At 61.8% G+C, this 17401-nt stretch carries 16 protein-coding genes; 9 read left to right on the forward strand and 7 right to left on the reverse strand.

The window, feature by feature from the left end:
• The 6 genes from EOA86_RS02035 to EOA86_RS02060 all read left to right on the forward strand — a co-directional run.
• The coding region (locus tag EOA86_RS02035; protein ID WP_128340556.1) for an SDR family oxidoreductase at positions 1–761 on the forward strand (761 nt) is incomplete at its 5' end.
• An 8-nt stretch (positions 762–769) separates the two neighbouring features.
• A complete protein-coding gene (locus EOA86_RS02040) occupies positions 770–1555 on the forward strand; it encodes an SDR family oxidoreductase (RefSeq protein ID WP_128340557.1) in 786 nt (261 codons plus the stop codon).
• Positions 1556–1993: 438 nt separating this feature from the next.
• On the forward strand, positions 1994–2968 hold the full coding sequence (locus EOA86_RS02045) for an ABC transporter substrate-binding protein (protein WP_065010075.1): 975 nt from the start codon (positions 1994–1996) through the stop codon (positions 2966–2968).
• Between the two features lie 75 nt (positions 2969–3043).
• Positions 3044–4129 (forward strand): glycine betaine/L-proline ABC transporter ATP-binding protein, encoded by a 1086-nt coding sequence (locus EOA86_RS02050; protein ID WP_128340558.1) that lies wholly within the window; start codon positions 3044–3046, stop codon positions 4127–4129.
• Positions 4126–6108, forward strand: coding sequence for an ABC transporter permease subunit (locus EOA86_RS02055; protein WP_128340559.1), 1983 nt, complete (start codon positions 4126–4128; stop codon positions 6106–6108). Before EOA86_RS02050 ends, EOA86_RS02055 begins: the two co-directional genes overlap by 4 nt.
• Positions 6109–6341: 233 nt before the next feature.
• Positions 6342–6944, forward strand: a complete 603-nt coding sequence (locus tag EOA86_RS02060; protein WP_128340560.1) for a sulfotransferase family protein — start codon at positions 6342–6344, stop codon at positions 6942–6944.
• Positions 6945–7101: 157 nt separating this feature from the next.
• Here EOA86_RS02060 and EOA86_RS02065 read toward each other — a convergent pair whose 3' ends face one another.
• The gene (locus EOA86_RS02065; protein WP_245497081.1) at positions 7102–7704 is read right to left on the reverse strand and encodes a gamma-glutamylcyclotransferase; all 603 of its coding nucleotides are present in this window, start codon (positions 7702–7704) and stop codon (positions 7102–7104) included.
• 342 nt (positions 7705–8046) lie between these two features.
• On the opposite strand from EOA86_RS02065, the gene EOA86_RS02070 reads away from it, so the two are divergent.
• A complete protein-coding gene (locus tag EOA86_RS02070; RefSeq protein ID WP_128340561.1) occupies positions 8047–9072 on the forward strand; it encodes a serine hydrolase in 1026 nt (341 codons plus the stop codon).
• Positions 9073–9376: 304 nt separating this feature from the next.
• On the opposite strand, the gene EOA86_RS02080 is transcribed toward EOA86_RS02070, so the two are convergent.
• Both EOA86_RS02080 and EOA86_RS02085 read right to left on the reverse strand, forming a co-directional pair.
• Complete coding sequence (locus tag EOA86_RS02080; RefSeq protein ID WP_128340563.1) at positions 9377–10735, reverse strand: NAD(P)/FAD-dependent oxidoreductase; 1359 nt, start codon at positions 10733–10735, stop codon at positions 9377–9379.
• Positions 10736–10752: 17 nt separating this feature from the next.
• Positions 10753–10956: a hypothetical protein gene (locus EOA86_RS02085; RefSeq protein ID WP_128340564.1), complete on the reverse strand. Its 204-nt coding sequence runs from the start codon at positions 10954–10956 to the stop codon at positions 10753–10755.
• Positions 10957–10992: 36 nt separating this feature from the next.
• Between EOA86_RS02085 and EOA86_RS02090 the strand changes: the two genes are divergently transcribed.
• The gene (locus EOA86_RS02090) at positions 10993–11700 is read left to right on the forward strand and encodes an XRE family transcriptional regulator (RefSeq protein WP_065008325.1); all 708 of its coding nucleotides are present in this window, start codon (positions 10993–10995) and stop codon (positions 11698–11700) included.
• A gap of 213 nt (positions 11701–11913) precedes the next feature.
• Here the strand turns inward: EOA86_RS02090 and EOA86_RS02095 are convergent, their stop codons facing one another.
• The 4 genes from EOA86_RS02095 to EOA86_RS02110 are packed head-to-tail and all read right to left on the reverse strand — an operon-like array spanning position 11914 to position 15670.
• The gene (locus tag EOA86_RS02095) at positions 11914–12954 is read right to left on the reverse strand and encodes a DUF3445 domain-containing protein (protein ID WP_127208259.1); all 1041 of its coding nucleotides are present in this window, start codon (positions 12952–12954) and stop codon (positions 11914–11916) included.
• A 9-nt stretch (positions 12955–12963) separates the two neighbouring features.
• Positions 12964–13929, reverse strand: a complete 966-nt coding sequence (locus EOA86_RS02100) for a PDR/VanB family oxidoreductase (RefSeq protein ID WP_127208260.1) — start codon at positions 13927–13929, stop codon at positions 12964–12966.
• The gene (locus EOA86_RS02105) at positions 13926–14522 is read right to left on the reverse strand and encodes a dimethylamine monooxygenase subunit DmmA family protein (protein WP_128340565.1); all 597 of its coding nucleotides are present in this window, start codon (positions 14520–14522) and stop codon (positions 13926–13928) included. Before EOA86_RS02105 ends, EOA86_RS02100 begins: the two co-directional genes overlap by 4 nt.
• Positions 14523–14536: 14 nt before the next feature.
• Positions 14537–15670, reverse strand: coding sequence for an aminomethyltransferase family protein (locus tag EOA86_RS02110; protein ID WP_128340566.1), 1134 nt, complete (start codon positions 15668–15670; stop codon positions 14537–14539).
• A 167-nt stretch (positions 15671–15837) separates the two neighbouring features.
• On the opposite strand from EOA86_RS02110, the gene EOA86_RS02115 reads away from it, so the two are divergent.
• Entirely contained in the window at positions 15838–17235 is a 1398-nt protein-coding gene (locus EOA86_RS02115) for an ammonium transporter (protein WP_128340567.1), read from the forward strand.
• Positions 17236–17401 lie beyond the last annotated feature (166 nt).

Raw genomic sequence — 17401 nt, forward strand, 5'->3', positions numbered from 1 at the left:
AACTATTCGATCTTCATGGGGACGTTGCTCTCGTCACCGGCGCCGGCAGCGGCATCGGGCAAGCAATCGCCATCGGCCTGGCCGAGGCCGGCGCCAATATCGCCTGTTTCGGCCATGCCTCGAAAGGCGGGCTGGACGAGACGGCGCACAGGATCTCGGAGCTTGGCCGCAAGGCACTGGTGCTGACCGGCACGGTGACTTCAGAGGCCGATCTCGCGACGGCGATCGAACGCACTGAAACGGAACTGGGCGCGCTGACCATCGCCGTCAACAATGCCGGCGTCGCCGCGGCCGAGCCGGCCGAGACGCTTTCGCTGGAGAAATGGCAAAAGCTCTATGACGTCAATGTCAGCGGCGTGTTCCTGTCGTGCCAGGCCGAAGCGCGGGCAATGCTGACGCGGCGCAAGGGCTCGATCGTCAACATCGCGTCGATGTCGGGCTCGATCGTCAATCGCGGCCTGACCCAGGCGCATTACAATTCGTCGAAGGCCGCCGTCATCCATATGTCTAGGAGTCTCGCCATGGAATGGGCCGATCGCGGCCTGCGCGTCAACGTCGTTAGCCCCGGCTACACGCTGACGCCGATGAACAAGCGGCCGGAGGTCGCCGACCAGGTCAGGATCTTCGAGCGCGACACGCCGATGGGGCGCATGGCGGCGCCGGAAGAGATGGTCGGCCCGACCGTGTTCCTGGCCAGCCGGGCTTCGAGTTTCGTCACCGGCATCGATCTGATTGTCGATGGCGGCTTCGTCTGCTGGTAGGAGAAAAAATGCAGAAGCGATTCCAGGGTAAGACGGCGGTCATCACGGGCGCCAGCGGCGGCATCGGTGCGGCGATGGCCAGGCGCTTTGCGGCGGAAGGTGCTGCGGTCGTCGTCAGCGCCATCGACCCGCGCGTCGACGAAGTCGCCGCCCGAATGAAGGCGGAAGGCGCCAGGGTCGCATCGCTGCGCATGGACGTGACCAAGAAGGACGAGGTCGCCGCCCTCTACGATCTGGCCGAGCAGCAGTTCGGCCGTGTCGACATCTCCGTGCAGAATGCCGGCGTCATCACCATCGCCAGGATCGAGGCGATGACCGAGGCCGAATGGGACAGGGTGATGGCGGTCAACACCAGGGGCGTGTTCCTGTGCTGCCAGGAGGCGATCGCGCGCATCCGCAAGCATGGCGACGGTGGCAGGCTGATCAACACCGCATCCGGCCAGGCTCGCCAGGGCTTCATCTACACGCCGCACTACGCCGCCTCGAAATTCGGCGTCGTCGGTATCACCCAGAGCCTCGCCAAGGAGGTTGCTAAGGAGAAGATCACCGTCAACGCGATCTGTCCCGGCATCATCGACACCGACATGTGGGCCTATAACGACGCGGCATGGGGCAGACTGATGGGCGATTACAAGCCCGGCGAGTTGATGGCCGAATGGGTCAGGAATATCCCGATGGGCCGCGCCGGCAGCGGCGAGGACGTTTCTGGCCTGGTCAGCTTTCTGGCCAGCAGCGACGCCGCCTACATCACCGGTCAGACCATCAATGTCGATGGCGGGCTGATCATGTCGTGAGCAACGGGGCAGGTTCACGCGTCAATCTGCTGATATAATCGGCAGGCGGCGAAACTGCAGCCGAATTGCGCGATTCGCGCCGCGTTAGTCGTTGCGCGACATGAACGTTGGTATATATAATTTCATCCCATGAAAATGGCTTCGGTGACTGCCGACAGCCGACATCATGGGACCTTGATGGCTCGCAAGCTTGAGGGCGCCGCAAAACCGGCGATCGATCCGCGGATCACTGCTTCGGCAGCACGGCAGCCATGACGCGATCCCGTCCCGCACGACATCTTCATCGAATTGGGCATCATTCCGTCTGCGCCTACTTTGCGCCGAGAGCAATTTGGTGCCAATGGACTTGCGCAACGACCAGCTTTTCCAACACAATCAAAAAAGACGCAAGAAGGGAACGAACGATAACTTCCACCAGAGCTTGACAGGAGAACAGGCATGTCACTGCGGAGTATGATTTCGAGACTATCAATGGGAGCCTTAACACTTGCCGCGGCAAGTGCACTCGCGCCTTCGGCCCAGGCTGCGGCGCCAGAATCCAATGATCCGATCAAGATCGCGCTATTCGACTGGACCAGCGTCAATCTGAACGCCAAGATCCTTGGCGGCATTCTTGAAAAGCTTGGATACACGGTCGAGTACCCGACCGCCGACTATCTCTCCAGCCTGACCACCGGCCTCACCAATGGCGATCTCGCTGTCGCTCTGGAATTCTGGGACACGACTGCCGGCGAAGCCATGAAGGCCTCGGATGCGACCGGGCAGACCGAACGGCTCGGCAAGCTTGGGCCCAAGGCCAAGGAAGAATGGTGGTATCCCGAATACATGAAGGAGAAATGCCCGGGCCTGCCGAACTGGGAGGCGCTGAAGGACCCGAAATGCGCCGAAGCCTTCTCGACGGCGGAAACGGCGCCGAACGGCCGCTATCTTGGCGGTCCAGTGACATGGGAAGGTTTTGACGACGAGCGTGCCGCGGCGCTGAAGCTGCCCTTCACCGTCATCCATGCCGGCACCGACGCGGCGATGTTCGCCGAGCTGGATTCGGCCTATCAGCGCAAGGCGCCGATCATGCTGTGGGTCTATTCGCCACATTGGGCGCCGGCCAAATACAAGGGCGAATGGGTCGAATTCCCCGACTATACGCCGGAGTGCTACAACGACCCGAAGTGGGGCGTAAACCCTGAAGCGAAATATGACTGCGGCAAGCCGCATGGCGAGATCTGGAAATATTCCTGGGCCGGCATGAAGGACAAATGGCCGGTCGCCTACAAGGTCGCGAAAAACTACACGGTCGACACGGACGAGCTCAACAAGATGAGCGGCGAGATCGATCTCGAAGGCAAGACGCCGGAAGACGTCGCCGCTGCCTGGATCGCCGCGCACGAAGCCGACTGGAAAGCCTGGGCCGAGTGATCGTTCCAACTGGAAACTGCGAGACCCGGTCATTCATGGCCGGGTCTCTATTCCATATTCCAGAAGGACGACTGCATGGCCGATACGACTGAACAGGTGCTACAAGCAGCAGGCACGCCAAAGGATGCCCGCCCGATAAAGCTCGCCTGCTACAATGTCTGGAAGCTGTTCGGGGCGAACGCGGCCAATTTTATCCGCCAGCGTGACGGCAAGGCCAGCATGGCGGAAGTCGTCGCGGCCGGGCTGGTCGGCGCGGTGCGCGCCGTCGACCTCGAAATCCGCCAGGGCGAGATCTTCATCATCATGGGCCTGTCCGGCTCCGGCAAATCGACGCTGGTGCGCTGCATGTCGCGGCTGGTCGAGCCGACGCATGGCAAGGTCGAGTTCGAGGGCAAGAACCTTCTCAAGATTTCCGATGCCGCGCTGATCGAGCTGCGGCGTCACCGCATGGGCATGGTGTTTCAGAATTTTGCCCTGCTGCCGCATCTGAACGTGCTGGAGAACATCGCCTTTCCCCTGGGCATCCAGGGACAGGACCGGCCGACGCGCGAAGCACGTGCACGCGAGGTCATCGAGCTTGTCGGCTTGCGCGGTCGCGAGCATTTCTATCCGCGCGAGCTTTCCGGCGGCCAGCAGCAGCGTGTCGGCATCGCCCGCAGCCTCGCCACCAAGCCGGAAATCTGGTTTCTCGACGAGCCGTTCTCAGCGCTCGATCCGCTGATCCGCCGTGAGATGCAGGACGAGCTGATGCGGCTGCAGACCATGCTGCACAAGACCATCGTCTTCATCACCCATGATTTCGATGAGGCCATCCGGCTGGCCGACCGCATCGCCATAATGAAGGATGGCGAGGTCATCCAGATCGGCACGCCGGAAGAGCTGGTGGTCAATCCGGCGACCGACTATGTCGCCGAATTCACCCGCGACGTCGACCGCGCCAAGGTGATCTCGGCGCGAAGCCTGATGCGCGCCTGCGATGGCACCGAGCATGGCGGCGTGGTCGCGCCGGACGCCAAGATATCAAGTTTTTCGGCAAGCATTGTGTCGGCCGGCAAGCCGTTCGCGGTGGTCAATGGCACCGGCAAGCCGATCGGCGAGGTCACGCCGCAAGCCGTGATCAATCTTCTGGCCGGGATCGAGCGTCGCGGGGCTAGCGCATGACGGTGACGGCAAGCACCAGCGAGGCGAGATCGCGGCCGGTTCAGCTCCGGCTGGTGGTCTGGGCCTGCGCCTTTGCCGCCGTGCTTGCCGTGTTCCTGCTACAGGACAGGCTGCCCTGGGCAGTCAACTATCCGGCCGGCGCAATCGTTCCCGTCGCCGACTGGGTCAGCGCGCTGATGAACCTGATAAAGTCGAACTTCTCCTGGCTGACGCGGTCGATCACCGCGGCGCTCGGCGTGCCGCTCGATTTCGCGCTCAATCTGCTTGCCAAGAATTTCAAGATCGGCCGTGGCGCGGATATGGTCGTCCTGCCGCGCCTGTCATGGGTCGGCGTCTGCATTGCTGCATTCCTGGCCGGCCGCGCCGCCGGCGGCTGGAAGCTCGGAGCGCTTGTCGGCGGCTGTTTCCTCTACATCGCGCTGTTCGGCCAATGGACCAGCGCAATGCTTACGCTCGGGCTGATCTCCATCGCCGTGCCGTTCTGCATCGTCACCGGATTGTTCGTCGGCATCTGGGCGTGGCGCAAGCCATGGGCTGAGAGGCTGTTGATCTCTCCTGCCCTCGATCTGATGCAGACCATCCCAACCTTCGCCTATCTGATCCCGATGCTTCTTTTGTTCGGCAACAGTCCGGTTTCGGCGATGATCGCGACGGCCATTTTCGCGACGCCGCCAATGGTGCGCGCCACGATGCTGGGACTGTCGCGGGTGCCGTCCGAGATCGACGATTTCAGCGAGATGGCCGGCTGCACGGCGCGCCAGAAACTGTGGCGCGTGCTTTTGCCGTCGGCGCGTCCAGCGCTGATGGTCGGCGTCAACCAGGTCATCATGCTGGCGCTCAATATGGTGATTATCGCTTCGATGATCGGCGCCGGCGGCCTCGGCTACGACGTGCTTTTGGCGCTGCGCGCGCTGAAGGTCGGCGAGGCAATGGAAGCCGGCCTTGCCATCGTCGCGCTGGCAATCGCGCTCGACCGGCTGAGCCAGGCGATCGCGCGCAATCACGCGCAAGGCCATGTTTATCAGGAGGTGAGCCCGAGCTTCTGGCGCCGCTACCCCAATCTGACGCTGGCCATCGCCGTCCTTGCCGTCACGACGCTGCTTGGCCTGTTTGTGCCGGCGTTCGCGGCGGTGCCGAAAGCGATCACTTTCACCACCGCCCCGATGTGGAAGACAGCGGTGAGCTGGATCACGATCAACTTCTTCGACACGATCGAAGCGTTTCGCGTGGCGCTGATCCTCAATGTGCTGAACCCGGTGCGCGCCTTCTGCGAGGGCTTCCCGTGGCTGGGCGCGGTGTTCCTGCTTGGCCTTGCCGGTTACCAACTCGGCGGCCTGCGCCTCGCCGTCCTGGTCGCCGCGCTGACCATCTTCTGCGCGGTGACCGGCCTGTGGGAAAAGACCATGGCGACGGTCTACCTGTGCGGCATCTCGGCCTTCATCGCTTGCCTGATCGGCATCCCGATCGGGCTGATGGCTTCGCGCAGCGACCGCGTCGAGAAGGTCGTCACGCCGGTCATCGACACGCTGCAGGTGCTGCCGTCGTTCTGCTTCATCATTCCAGTGGTGATGCTGTTCCGCGTCGGCGACGTGACGGCGATGATCGCCACGGTCGCCTTCGCCGTGGTGCCTGCCATTCGCTACACCAATTACGGCGTCCGGCAGGTGCCGCCGGCACTGATCGAGGCGGCAAAGGTGTCGGGCTGCACCAAGCGCCAGACGTTCCTGCGCGTGCAGCTGCCGCTGGCGTTGCCCGAGATCATGCTTGGCGTCAACCAGACGATCCTGATGGCGCTGGCGATGATCATCATCTGCGCCATGGTCGGCACGCGCGATCTCGGCCAGGAAGTGTTCATTGCGCTGTCCAAGGCCGATTCCGGCCGCGGCATCGTCGCCGGATTGGCCATCGCCTTCATCGGCATCATCGCCGACCGGCTGTTCAACGCCTGGACGGCGAAAGCACGGGCAAGGCTGGGATAGCCGGAAAATAGAGGGTCGCGCGCCCCGCGAAACGGCAGCTTGCACAGAAGCTGTCCTTGCCAAGCTGATCGCAAAAATGTCTGCATCAGGGCCGAAAGCGGAAGGTCAGCTTTCAGGACAGATGCAACAGAAAGAGGACGTTCCGTACCCGACCCGGAGCTAACCTTCAAATATGTAGCGAAATAAAGGGAACAGCGGTATTTTGACCGATTGAAGTCGCCTTGGGGATGCTCATGGCTCTAGATGTCATTGGCGCGGGCATGGGCCGCACTGGCACATTTTCGCTGAAGCTCGCGTTAGAGCATCTTGGGTTCGGGCCTTGCCACCACATGGCAGACGTGAATGCCAATCCCGAACAGAAAGGGCTGTGGCGCGCCGCTGGCCAGGGACAACTCCCGAACTGGGATGTGGCATATGCCGGCTATCGTTCCGCGGTCGATTGGCCAACGGCGCATTTCTGGCGCGAAGTGAGCGATCACTACCCTGATGCAAAGGTTGTCCTCACAGTCCGTGACCCCGAAGCCTGGTATAACAGTGTGGCGCAAACGATAGGACTCGCCATGGACGCTGGCAGCAATGACCCACAGTCCTTCGGTGTGGCGGTAGTTGGCAATGGTGTCTTTGGCGGTCGCTTCAATGACCGCGATCAAGCAATAGCCGTCTATGAAGCACATAACGCCGCGGTGAGAGCCACGCTACCCTCCGAACGTCTTCTTACCTATCAGGTCTCCGAAGGGTGGGAGTCGCTGTGTGCCTTTCTCGGGGTACAATTGGCTACCGAACCGTTTCCACGCACCAATTCGACTGCCGAATTTCGTGCTCGCATAGGGCGCTGAACGGCGGCCTGGCCTCAGAGCAATCCCGCGACCGCCATCGTAGTCAGATCTCGGTTTCCCCTGCGAGGGTCAGCGCCTCCTCAACGTCCACGCGAGGGCATCAGACGATGAATTCAATCCACTAGTGGTCATGGTCTGAGGGTTGAGCCCCGTTGGCTCATTTCGCGGGAAGATCTTCGGCCGTCGACGCTTCGATGCGTTCGCCTACCAACTCCTGCAAACGCCACAATTGCCTGTCGTGAATCCCCATACCTTCAAGGTGACTTACAGTGCTGTGGAGATAGTCGGCCATGGAACCCCACGGACCGCACGCGAGCGCGAGCGCGTCGGCGATCTGTTCCAGCGACAGCCCGCGGACATAGCGTCCGCTGTTCCGGTTAATCACAAAGGTGATCGCGTGGAGCGGTCCGTTCTCGGTGCGAACATTCACCCAACGCGGCGAATGAGCGGACGGCTTGGCGCGCATCTCACGACGAAAGAGCCTGCCGAGATTTGCCTCGATAGCATCCGGCGGCAGGCGATAGACCGCGCTCTTGCACTGCCCGCCACGGTCGAGCGACAACATGAGACCGGGTTGCCTGTCTGATCCTCGAAACCACCGGTCCCAACCGAGGCAGAAGGAGCGGTGCCACCCGGGCACCAAGCCAACCCGCTGGTCCACGAAATCACAGGCCGGGTTCCACATCAGCGATCCATAGGCAAAGAGCCAGACCTCGTCAGCTGACGGTGCGGCGGCAAGTATCGCCGACGGTGTCATCATGGTCGGCGTCGGACGGCGCGGTGAAGGGCTGTGGCAGAGAATCGTCCACACTGAGGACTCTGGCGACCAGCTCGGGCGTTAGCCGCATTTGACTTGGTTTCGGGGCCACGCTCGCCACACTCGCAGCAGTCGACCAAGGCATCAAGTGTCAGATTCGCACCATTAGGCTCGGCGAGAACGACTGGAACGGGTCAGAAACTCCGGTTCGGGGAGCTGCTGATGCTCGAATAGCCGCTGCCTTGCCCCGCACGCCTGCCCTATCCGACTATCTTGTGCGAGGCAGACGTCTTTGCTAGCCCGCGTCACCTTTGTATTGCCAGAAATGCGTCCCAGGCTGGTTTCATGCTGAAGCGCCCCACCGTGAGTTTAGTCTTTCTCCTCATCTTTTCCGTCGCTGCTCACGGTGCGGACGGCTTGGAGGAGCGGCTTGAAAAGCTCTTTGATGAGGCCGAGCGCTTGACGCCGCTGCGCACGGTTGCCATCGCGCATGAGGGCGCGTTGGTGGCGGAGCGTGGCTATCGCGGCCACTCTCCGGCACGTGCTGCCAACATAAAATCGGCCTCCAAGTCGATCATCTCCGCGCTCGTCGGCATCGCCATCGACAAGGGCGTGCTCCAAGGCACTGACCAGAAGATCGCTCCGCTTCTTCAGGCCGACCTGCCCGCCGACGTGGATCCGCGGCTCCAGCAGGTTACGATCGGTCATCTGCTTTCCATGCAGGCAGGGCTGGGTCGGACCTCCGGCCCAAACTACGGGCGCTGGGTGGCAAGCGGCAACTGGGTGCGGGCAGCGCTCGCCATGCCCTTCGACGGCGATCCGGGCGGTACCATGCTCTATTCCACCGGCTCGACCCATCTCCTTTCGGCGATCCTGACGCGGCGGACCGGCCGCTCAACCCTGGAACTGGCACGCGAATGGCTGGGGCCGCAGGAGGGCTTTTCCATCGCCGCCTGGGACCGCGACCCACAGGGCATCTATCTCGGCGGCAACCAGATGGCCATGAGCCCGCGCTCGCTGCTCGCCTTTGGCGAGCTCTACCGCAGCGGCGGGGTGAGCCGCGGCGGACGGCAGCTCGTGCCGGCCGATTGGATCAAGCTCTCCTGGCAGCCACGCACCGCCTCCCGTTTCACCGGTGACGGTTATGGCTATGGTTGGTTCATCCGTCAGATCGCGGGCGAAGCGGTCTTCTACGGGTGGGGGTATGGCGGGCAGATGGTCTATGTTGTGCCCGGGCGCGCTTTGACCGTGGTCATGACATCAGATGAAAACGGCCCCGCCGGCCGCAGCGGCCACCGCGACGATCTCCATGCCCTGCTCGAGCGGATCATTGAGGCGACGAAAGACGTGCGCGAGGCTCGCAGCAACTAGTGCCTCTGCACAGCGGATTTGACGGGTTCGATGGGTTGCAACCTGGGCAGGCTGTCGGGTCCAATGAGCAGTTCAATGCTGCGCGCGAGGCCAGGTTGCCTACGGCGCTGCATGTCGCGTTCGGCCGGCGAGCGACCGTTAAGCCTGGCGTAGGTCCAGATAAGGCGAGATACTGGCCCTGCTTTCGGCGAAGTGGGGTTGGGCTGGCAGCTGTCCGTCAAGTAACTGATTCATTTTCCGATCTTCCGGAACCTCCATAACCCAAGGAGGCCATTTGATTGCAGCCGGTGCGGTGAGGAAGCTGCTACTCCGCCGCCACCCCTTTCACTTCCAGATAAGATTCCATCGAATCGTCCATCGCCTGCAGCCACGGCGTATGGTGCAGCGGCGCCATCGTGCCGGTCATCAGCGAGCGATAGGCATTGTCGCGGAAGCCCATGATGTTTTCCATCTTGTGGTGTTCCCACTCCATGAAGGTCTGATTGACAGCCTCGACGTCGAAGCCGGGATAGTCGGTCTGATCCATCAATTCCTTGGTGTAGTCGCCCTGGAACCAGATCATCTGCTCGGCGTCCTCCAGCGTTTCCTCACGCGCCCGCCATTTCCTGCCGTGTTCCGCCATCACTTCTGCCGAAGGCAGGTTGATGCGGCCCATGATGACGTCGCGGGCGAACCAGGCCTGCGCGTCGAACATGTTGAAGGTGTAAAACTGGTCCTGCATGCCGATATAGAACAGCCGCGGATTCTTCTCCCAGACGACGCCCTCGTAGAGCCCGTCCGGCCACATGCGGTTGGCGGTCTTGAGCTTCAGATCCTCCGTGAGGAACGGGAAGGAGTGGAGGTAGCCGGTGCACAGGATTATGGCGTCGACATCCCTGGTGCTGCCGTCCTTGAAATGCGCGGTCTTGCCGACGACCTTCTGCAGCAGCGGCACTTCCTTCCAGTTGTCCGGCCATTTGAAGCCCATCGGCTTCGAGCGGTAACTGGAGGTGATCGATTTAGCGCCGTACTTGTAACATTGCGAGCCGATATCCTCGGCCGAATAGGAGCGGCCGATGATCAGGATGTCCTTGTCCTTGAATTCCATGGCGTCGCGGAAATCATGGCTGTGCAGGATGCGGCCGTTGAAGGTCGAAAAGCCCTCGAAATAGGGCACGTTGGGCACGGAAAAATGCCCGGACGCCACGACGACGTTGTCGAACTCTTCCGAATAGGTGACGTCGTTGGTGCGGTCATGCGCGGTGACGGTGAACTTTTTCGTCGTGTCGGAGAAGGTCACCATGCGCACCGGGCTGTTGAAGCGCACCCATTGGCGCACGCCGGATTTTTCGACGCGGCCCTTGATGTAGTCCCACAGCACGGCGCGCGGCGGATACGAGCCGATCGGACGGCCAAAGTGCTCCTCGAACGTATAGTCGGCGAATTCGAGGCATTCCTTCGGTCCGTTCGACCAGAGGTAACGGTACATCGAGCCATGCACCGGATCGCCATGCTCGTCGAGGCCGGTGCGCCAGGTGTAATTCCACAGGCCGCCCCAGTCGGACTGCTTTTCGAAGCAGACGATTTCCGGAATATCCGCGCCCTTGTCGGCAGCCGACTTGAAGGCTCGAAGCTGGGCCATGCCGGAAGGTCCGGCTCCAATGACGGCAACACGACTTTTCATTGCAAAGCCTCCCGGTCTCATTTCCCTAACGAAACAAATTTCACTGACAGGACAGTAATTGCCCCTTCGATGCTGTCAACAGGCCTTGTTGCAAAACCTCTTTTTCGCCAGGCCGGATTTTCCGCAAAACCGCCGACGGCCGAAATCCGGAGAGCACGCCGTTCGACATAAAGTGGGTTGCTGTCGCAGTTGCGCTCTGTATCCGCACCGAATATGTTCACCGTGAGTGAAATAAATCCGCAGAACCGGGTGGCGAGATGCCGAAGAAAGCTTCCAATTTCAGGAATGGGGCAGCCGCCAGGGCCAAGCCATCGCCGAAGGGGGTGGTAACGATCCGGACTCCACTGACCCAGGACCCGCACGCCGTTCGCGACACCCGCGAAAAGGTCCTGGAGGTCGCGATCGGTCGCGAGGTGCGGGCGTTTCGCAAAAAACTCGGCATCACCGTCGCCGATCTTGCGGCTGCCACAGACATTTCGCTTGGCATGCTGTCGAAGATCGAAAACGGCATCACTTCGCCGTCGCTGACCACTTTGCAGGCACTGTCGCGGGCGCTCGGTGTTCCGGTCACCGCTTTCTTCCGCCGTTTCGAGGAAGAGCGCAGCGCCGTCTTCGTCAAGGCCGGCGAAGGCCTCGACGTCGAGCGGCGCGGCACGCGTGCCGGCCACCAGTACAATCTGCTCGGCCATATCGGCTCCAACACCAGCGGCGTCGTCGTCGAACCCTATCTGATCACGCTGACCGAAGATTCCGATGTGTTTCCGACCTTCCAGCACGAAGGCATGGAGTTCCTCTACATGCTCGAAGGCGAGGTTGTTTACCGGCATGGCAGCAATCTCTATCCGATGAAGCCCGGCGACAGCCTGTTCTTCGATGCCGACGCGCCGCACGGCCCGGAACAGCTGACGCAACTGCCGATGCGCTATCTCTCGATCATCTGCTATCCGCAGAGTAGTGCGGGTTGAGCGGGTTCGTCTGCGAAGGACTGCGCCTCATTCCAGCGTGGGTTCCTCGCCCCCACGAAGTGGGGGAGAGGTGGCTCGGCGAAGCCGAGACGGAGAGGGGGACGGCGCCCTACGAAGCCCCCCTCTCCGGCCGCTTCGCGGCCACTTCTCCCCCGCTCGCGGGGGCGAGGAACCCAGGGCTTGAGGGGCGGCACAAACAGAGCAGGCAGAAACTTAGTCCGGCCCAAACCCCGGGCTCGTCGGGCTGCCGTCGTCGAGCTTCGACAGCCATTCGACCAGTGTCCGACGATAGCGTGTCAGGCCTTTGTAATTGGCGAGCTCGTCGGGAAGGTCGCGGATGACGCGGTGCAGGCGCCGCGCCCATTTCGGCTGCGTCACCAGCTCATCCATCTTGATCAGGTAGCAGCGGATCGGGAAGACGATGCCGTTCGAGCGCGGCAGCCGCCAGAAGCTCTGCAATTCGACACGCAGATGGACCTTGTCGCCAACGTTTTCGGGCGTCACCGTCGCCCGGTCCGGGCCCCATTTGTGATAATTTTCCGGACTGGTGTCGAGGCGCGGATTGATCGTCATCGTCCAGTTCAACCGCCGCGCCGGCTTGCCTTGCTGAATGTTGGTGAGGAACTTCAGCGCCCGGATGAATATGCCCTTCTCATGCGCCAGCGGCACCGGCGCGTGCCACTCGAAGAAGTTCATGCCAATGTCGAAATCGAGCGACCAGTCGGCCTGGGTTGTGACCATGCCGGCATCCATCCACAGGTTGCCGTCACGCTGGTCTAGGATGCAGAAATCGCCTTGTGATTGCCGCGTGATGTATTCCATCGGCCCGTAAGGCAGAGTCGACACGTCGCCGAAGGTGAAGCTGTCGTCGATGCCGAGCGGCCGGTTTATCCAGCGCCATTTGTCGCCGTCGCGCGACAGCGTGAAATGCTCGGGATAACCGAGCGCCTGCTGTTCCATTAGAAGCTCTAGCAGGTCCCAGCCGGCCAGCGTCATGTGCGGCAGCGACTGGCAGCGCAGCGGGTCTTCCGCCAGCACCAGCGCGCGGTCCTGCATCTCGGCGACATAGTGCTCGTCGACGTCGATCAGGTTTTCGAGCACGCTGCCTTTCGGCCCCAGAACATGCGGCTCGATATTGACCGCATACATGTAGCTGTCTTCGTGGAACGGGAACGGAAACCGCCTGATGTGCTCCGGGCTGTTTTTGAACGTGAAGTCGTCGCGGAACGTTTCCTTGCGAAAGGTGATTCCCAAGCTCGCCTCCTATCTTTCCAGCACCAGCGACCTGCCCTCGAAGCGCGAGACGCAGGGCATGATCTTCTTGCCGCAACGGTGCTCTTCCTCGCTCAGCCAATGGTCGTTGTGGATGAATTTGCCGTCATGCGCGATGACGTTGGTTTCGCACTGGCCGCAGACGCCGCCGCGGCAGAGATAGGGCGGATCGACGCCGGCGGCCTCGATCGCCTCGAGCAGGCTCTGCTGCTCGCCGACGCGGATCGTCTTGCCGCTGACCGCCAGCGTCACGTCGAAGGGGGCGCCGGGCTGCGGGGCGGCAAAATGCTCGAAATGCACGGTTTCCGTGGGCCAGCCCAGCGCAGCGGCGCGGTCGCGCACCCAGCCGATCATGCCGGACGGGCCGCAGACGTAGAGATGTGTGCCGAGCGGCTGTGACGACAGCAGCCGGTCGAGCTCGATGCGCTCGTCGCGGTCGTCGTGATAGAACCTGACGCGGCGGTCATAGCGCTCTCTGAGCACATCGGCATAGGTGCCGAGCGAGGCGGTGCGGCAGGTGTAATGCAGCTCGAAATTGCCGCCTTCCGCTGCCAGCTGCGCGGTCTGCGCCATGAACGGCGTGATGCCGATGCCTCCCGCCAGCATCAGATGCTTTCTGGCGCGCAGATCGAGCGAAAAAAGATTGACCGGGTAGCTGATCACCATCTCCATGCCGGGCCTGACATGCCTGTGCATGAACAGCGAGCCGCCGCGGCCGACGTCGTCGCGGCGCACCGAGATCGTGTATTCGCGTGTGTCGAGCGGCGAGCCCATCAACGAATAGGGGTTGAGCCTCGTCCGCTCGCCGTCGCGCATCTCCACCACAACATGGGCGCCGCCGGAAAATGTCGGCAAAAGCTGCCCGTCGCGCCGGCGGAAATGGAAGCGCGTGACCAATTCGTTGACCGGGACGACATCGCTCACCACGACATCAAGCTTGGTGGTGCCGGTGCTCATCGAAAGATCTCCTCCGTCGGAGGAATTTCGCTGCGGTCTTCCGCATTGATGCAGACGCCCTGGAATGCCGCGAGGCGCCTGGAATAGTGATCGCGTACCAGAAGAAGCAGGCCACAATGCGAACACGTTGCAGGCTGCGTCGTCACGTTTTCGGTGATGCCCTTGCAATGGACGCATTGGATGCGGCGCGCCAGCGAGCCGCGGTGCTCGGTCTGAATGGAGGTGTGGTCGATGCCGGCTTCGAGCGCCGCCTGCATGGCCTGGCCAATCAGCCCCTCGGTGCCGGCGAGATAGAGACGCAGGCCCATATGGGCGTTGGCCAGCGTCTGCTTCAGCCGCGGGAGGGCGCTGGCGAAGGAAGGCCCCTGGTAGAACTGCGCCGGCTTCAGCGCTTCGAGCGCGGCGACATGCTTGCTGTCATTGCCGAGGATGAAGATGATATGAGCATCGGCAAAGAAACCATCGGGCGCCTTGGCGACCAGGTCTGTTATGGCCAGCGCTCCTTCTGCATCCGCCACGAAAAGATGGTGCTTGCCGGGCTGCGGGGACAGGTTTCCGTAGACCGGCCGGCTGATGATGCTTTTCGCTGCCATTCTCTCAGTATGCCTCAGCCTTTCGCCGTGCGCTTGGTCTTCTTCGGATCATCGAAGGGAAGCGGCTCGGCCGTCGCGCTGAGGGCGCCGCTCTTGTTGCGGATCTGGAGCCTGGTGCCCTGGACGGCGCAGTCGACATCGAGCCGGGCGATGCCCATCGATTTCTCGACCAGCGGCGAATACATGGCGCAGGTTACCACACCGACCTTTTTGCCATCGCGATAGACCGGCGCGCCCTCGTCGGCCGGCTCCTTGCCTTCGAGCAGCACGCCGAAGATCTTGAACCGCTCCTTGCCCTTGAGGCGGTAGTGCTCCTCGGCACCGCGAAACCCTGTCTTGCCGGGGCTGACTGTGAAGTCGAGGCCGAGCTCCCACAGTGTGTCGCCGGGGCCTTCGTTCTCGAACGGATACTTCTGCGAATTGTCATAGGGATAGAACAAGAGATAGCTCTCGACGCGCAGCATGTCGAGCGTGGTGAACCGGCACGCGATGATGCCGGCGCTCTTGCCCTCGTCGAGGATGGTGTCCCAGATCGTGCCGGCATCCTGGCCACGGCAGAAGATCTCGTAGCCGCGTTCGCCGGTGTAGCCGGTGCGCGAGATCATCACCGGAAAACCGAACAGCCGGGTCTGCACGTGGTGGAAATAGTTGAGGTCGCGAATGCCCGGCACATGCTTTGCCAGATAATCGACGGCTATCGGCCCCTGCAGCGAAAGATCGTGCAGATTGTCGTCGAAACGCAGCGATACATCGCGGCCCATGGCGGCGCGCTGCAACTCCTCATGGCCGGTGCCAGAACCGTGCACGACCATCCAGGCATTCGGGCCGGTGCGGTAGAGAATGCAGTCGTCGGTGAACTTGCCGGCCTCGTTCAGCATGCAGGCATAGGCCGACTTGCCAGGATAGATCTTCTCCACGTCGCGCGTCGTGGCGAGGTCGATCAGGTGCGAGGCATGCGGCCCGGTGATGTGGACCTTCTTCAGGCCCGACACGTCCATCAGCCCGGCCTTGGTGCGGATGGCGATATACTCCTCGTCGGCGTTCTTGTCGTAGGTCCAGGCGGTGCCCATCCCGCTCCAGTCTTCCAGCTTCGAACCGAGCGCACGATGGCGATCCGCCAAGGTCGAAAATCTCCAGGATGCGGTCATGGACTTGCTTCTCCTCACACGATTGCCGGTGTTTCGCCGCTCAAGGGCACTGAGGGCCCGGCGACGGTCTGCGCCATATTGACTCAAAACTCCAAAAGCGCGCAATACTAAGATGCAAAAAGTTTTACTCAGAGGCAAGGAACGCAACTGAACGGAGGGGACCTGAAATGGAAGGGAATCTCAACGCTCTAACGACCATTTTCACGGAATTCTATTACTGGGTGACCATCGTCATGATGTTCCTGATCCATGTCGGGTTCTGCATGTACGAGGTCGGCGTGTCGCGCCGGCGTAATCATCTGAAAACGCTTATGAAGAACGCGATGGCGATCCCGCTCGTCACGATCACGTTCTATTTTTTCGGCTGGTGGATCTATTTCGGTTTCCCCAATGGGCCGGGCATCGCCGGCGGACTTGTCACCGCACCATTTGCCGAACCATGGAATCCGCTGATGGGCACCCACCTCTCCGGTGTCAATCAAGGCGAGACGGGGGTCACCCCTACCGATGCCGCGCTGTGGCATCGCCTCAATGGCGTGTTCTGGGGCGCCTTCCTGCTGTTCTCCATCACGACGGCGTCGATCATCTCGGGTTCGATCATAGAACGCGTGCGCTCGGGTGCGTTCTGGATCGTCGCGGTGCTGGTCGGTTCGGTCCTGTGGATCCTCGACGCGTCCTGGGGCTGGCATCCGCAAGGCTGGATGGTGAAGCTCTGGGGCTATCATGATGCCTATGCATCGGGCGTCGTGCACGCGATCGCGGGCGGAGGGGCACTCGCCTTTCTCATCGTGTTGGGTCCGCGCATCGGCAAGTTCAGGCCCGACGGCACGGCGCGCGACATCCCACCTCACAATGTGTGGCTGGTCACGATCGGCCTGTTCCTGATCTTCACCGGCTTCTGGGGCTTCTACGCCGCGTGCAACATTCCGCTGATCAGCCCGGCCACGATTGCCGGCCAGATCACCGGCGAGACCTGGACGGCGACCAACATCTATCTCGCGCCGACCACGCTCTCGGCGATCACATTCAACTTCCTGATGTCGCTGTCGGGCGGTATGCTGGCCGGCTACATCGTCTCTAAAGGCGACCCCTTCTGGACATTCTCGATGGGGCTTTGCGGCATTATCTCGGCCTCAGCCGGCAATGACCTCTATCACCCGATCCAGGCACTGCTGATCGGCGCGATCGTCCCGACCATCTGCTACAACCTGCACTATTTCGTCGAACGCCGCTTCAAGATCGACGATGCGGTCGGCGCCGTCGCCGTGCACGGTTATGGCGGATTCCTCGGGGTCGTGGTGGCGGGCTTCATGCTGTGGGGACAGCCGTCCTCGCCCTATGAGGGCTTCGCGCACATCAACCCGCTCGGCAATTTCGCTGGTGCGGTGCTGATGTTCGTGCTCGGTTTCGTCCCCACCTTCGTGGTCTGCAAGATCCTCAACAGCATGAACCTCCTGCGGGTACCGGCGAAGGTGGAACTCGAGGGCGTCGACTTCGCCCTCAATCATGCTTTAGAGGCGTCGGTCCGCGAAGTGGGAACCGCCGAAAAAGCCATGATCAAATAGTCAACGGGCAAGGAGAACCGCAATGTCTACCAATGGAATGGAAAGCTGGGCCGTGGACCTCAAGGACGTCGGCGCGATCTACCCGTTTCAGGGTTCCGAAGTCGTGATGGTGATCATCGGCCTCGTCTTCTGGATCGGATGGCACGTCCTCCAGACGCGCCACGAG

Source organism: Mesorhizobium sp. M5C.F.Ca.IN.020.32.2.1 (assembly GCF_004023105.1).
GTDB classification, from domain to species: Bacteria; Pseudomonadota; Alphaproteobacteria; order Rhizobiales; family Rhizobiaceae; genus Mesorhizobium; species Mesorhizobium wenxiniae.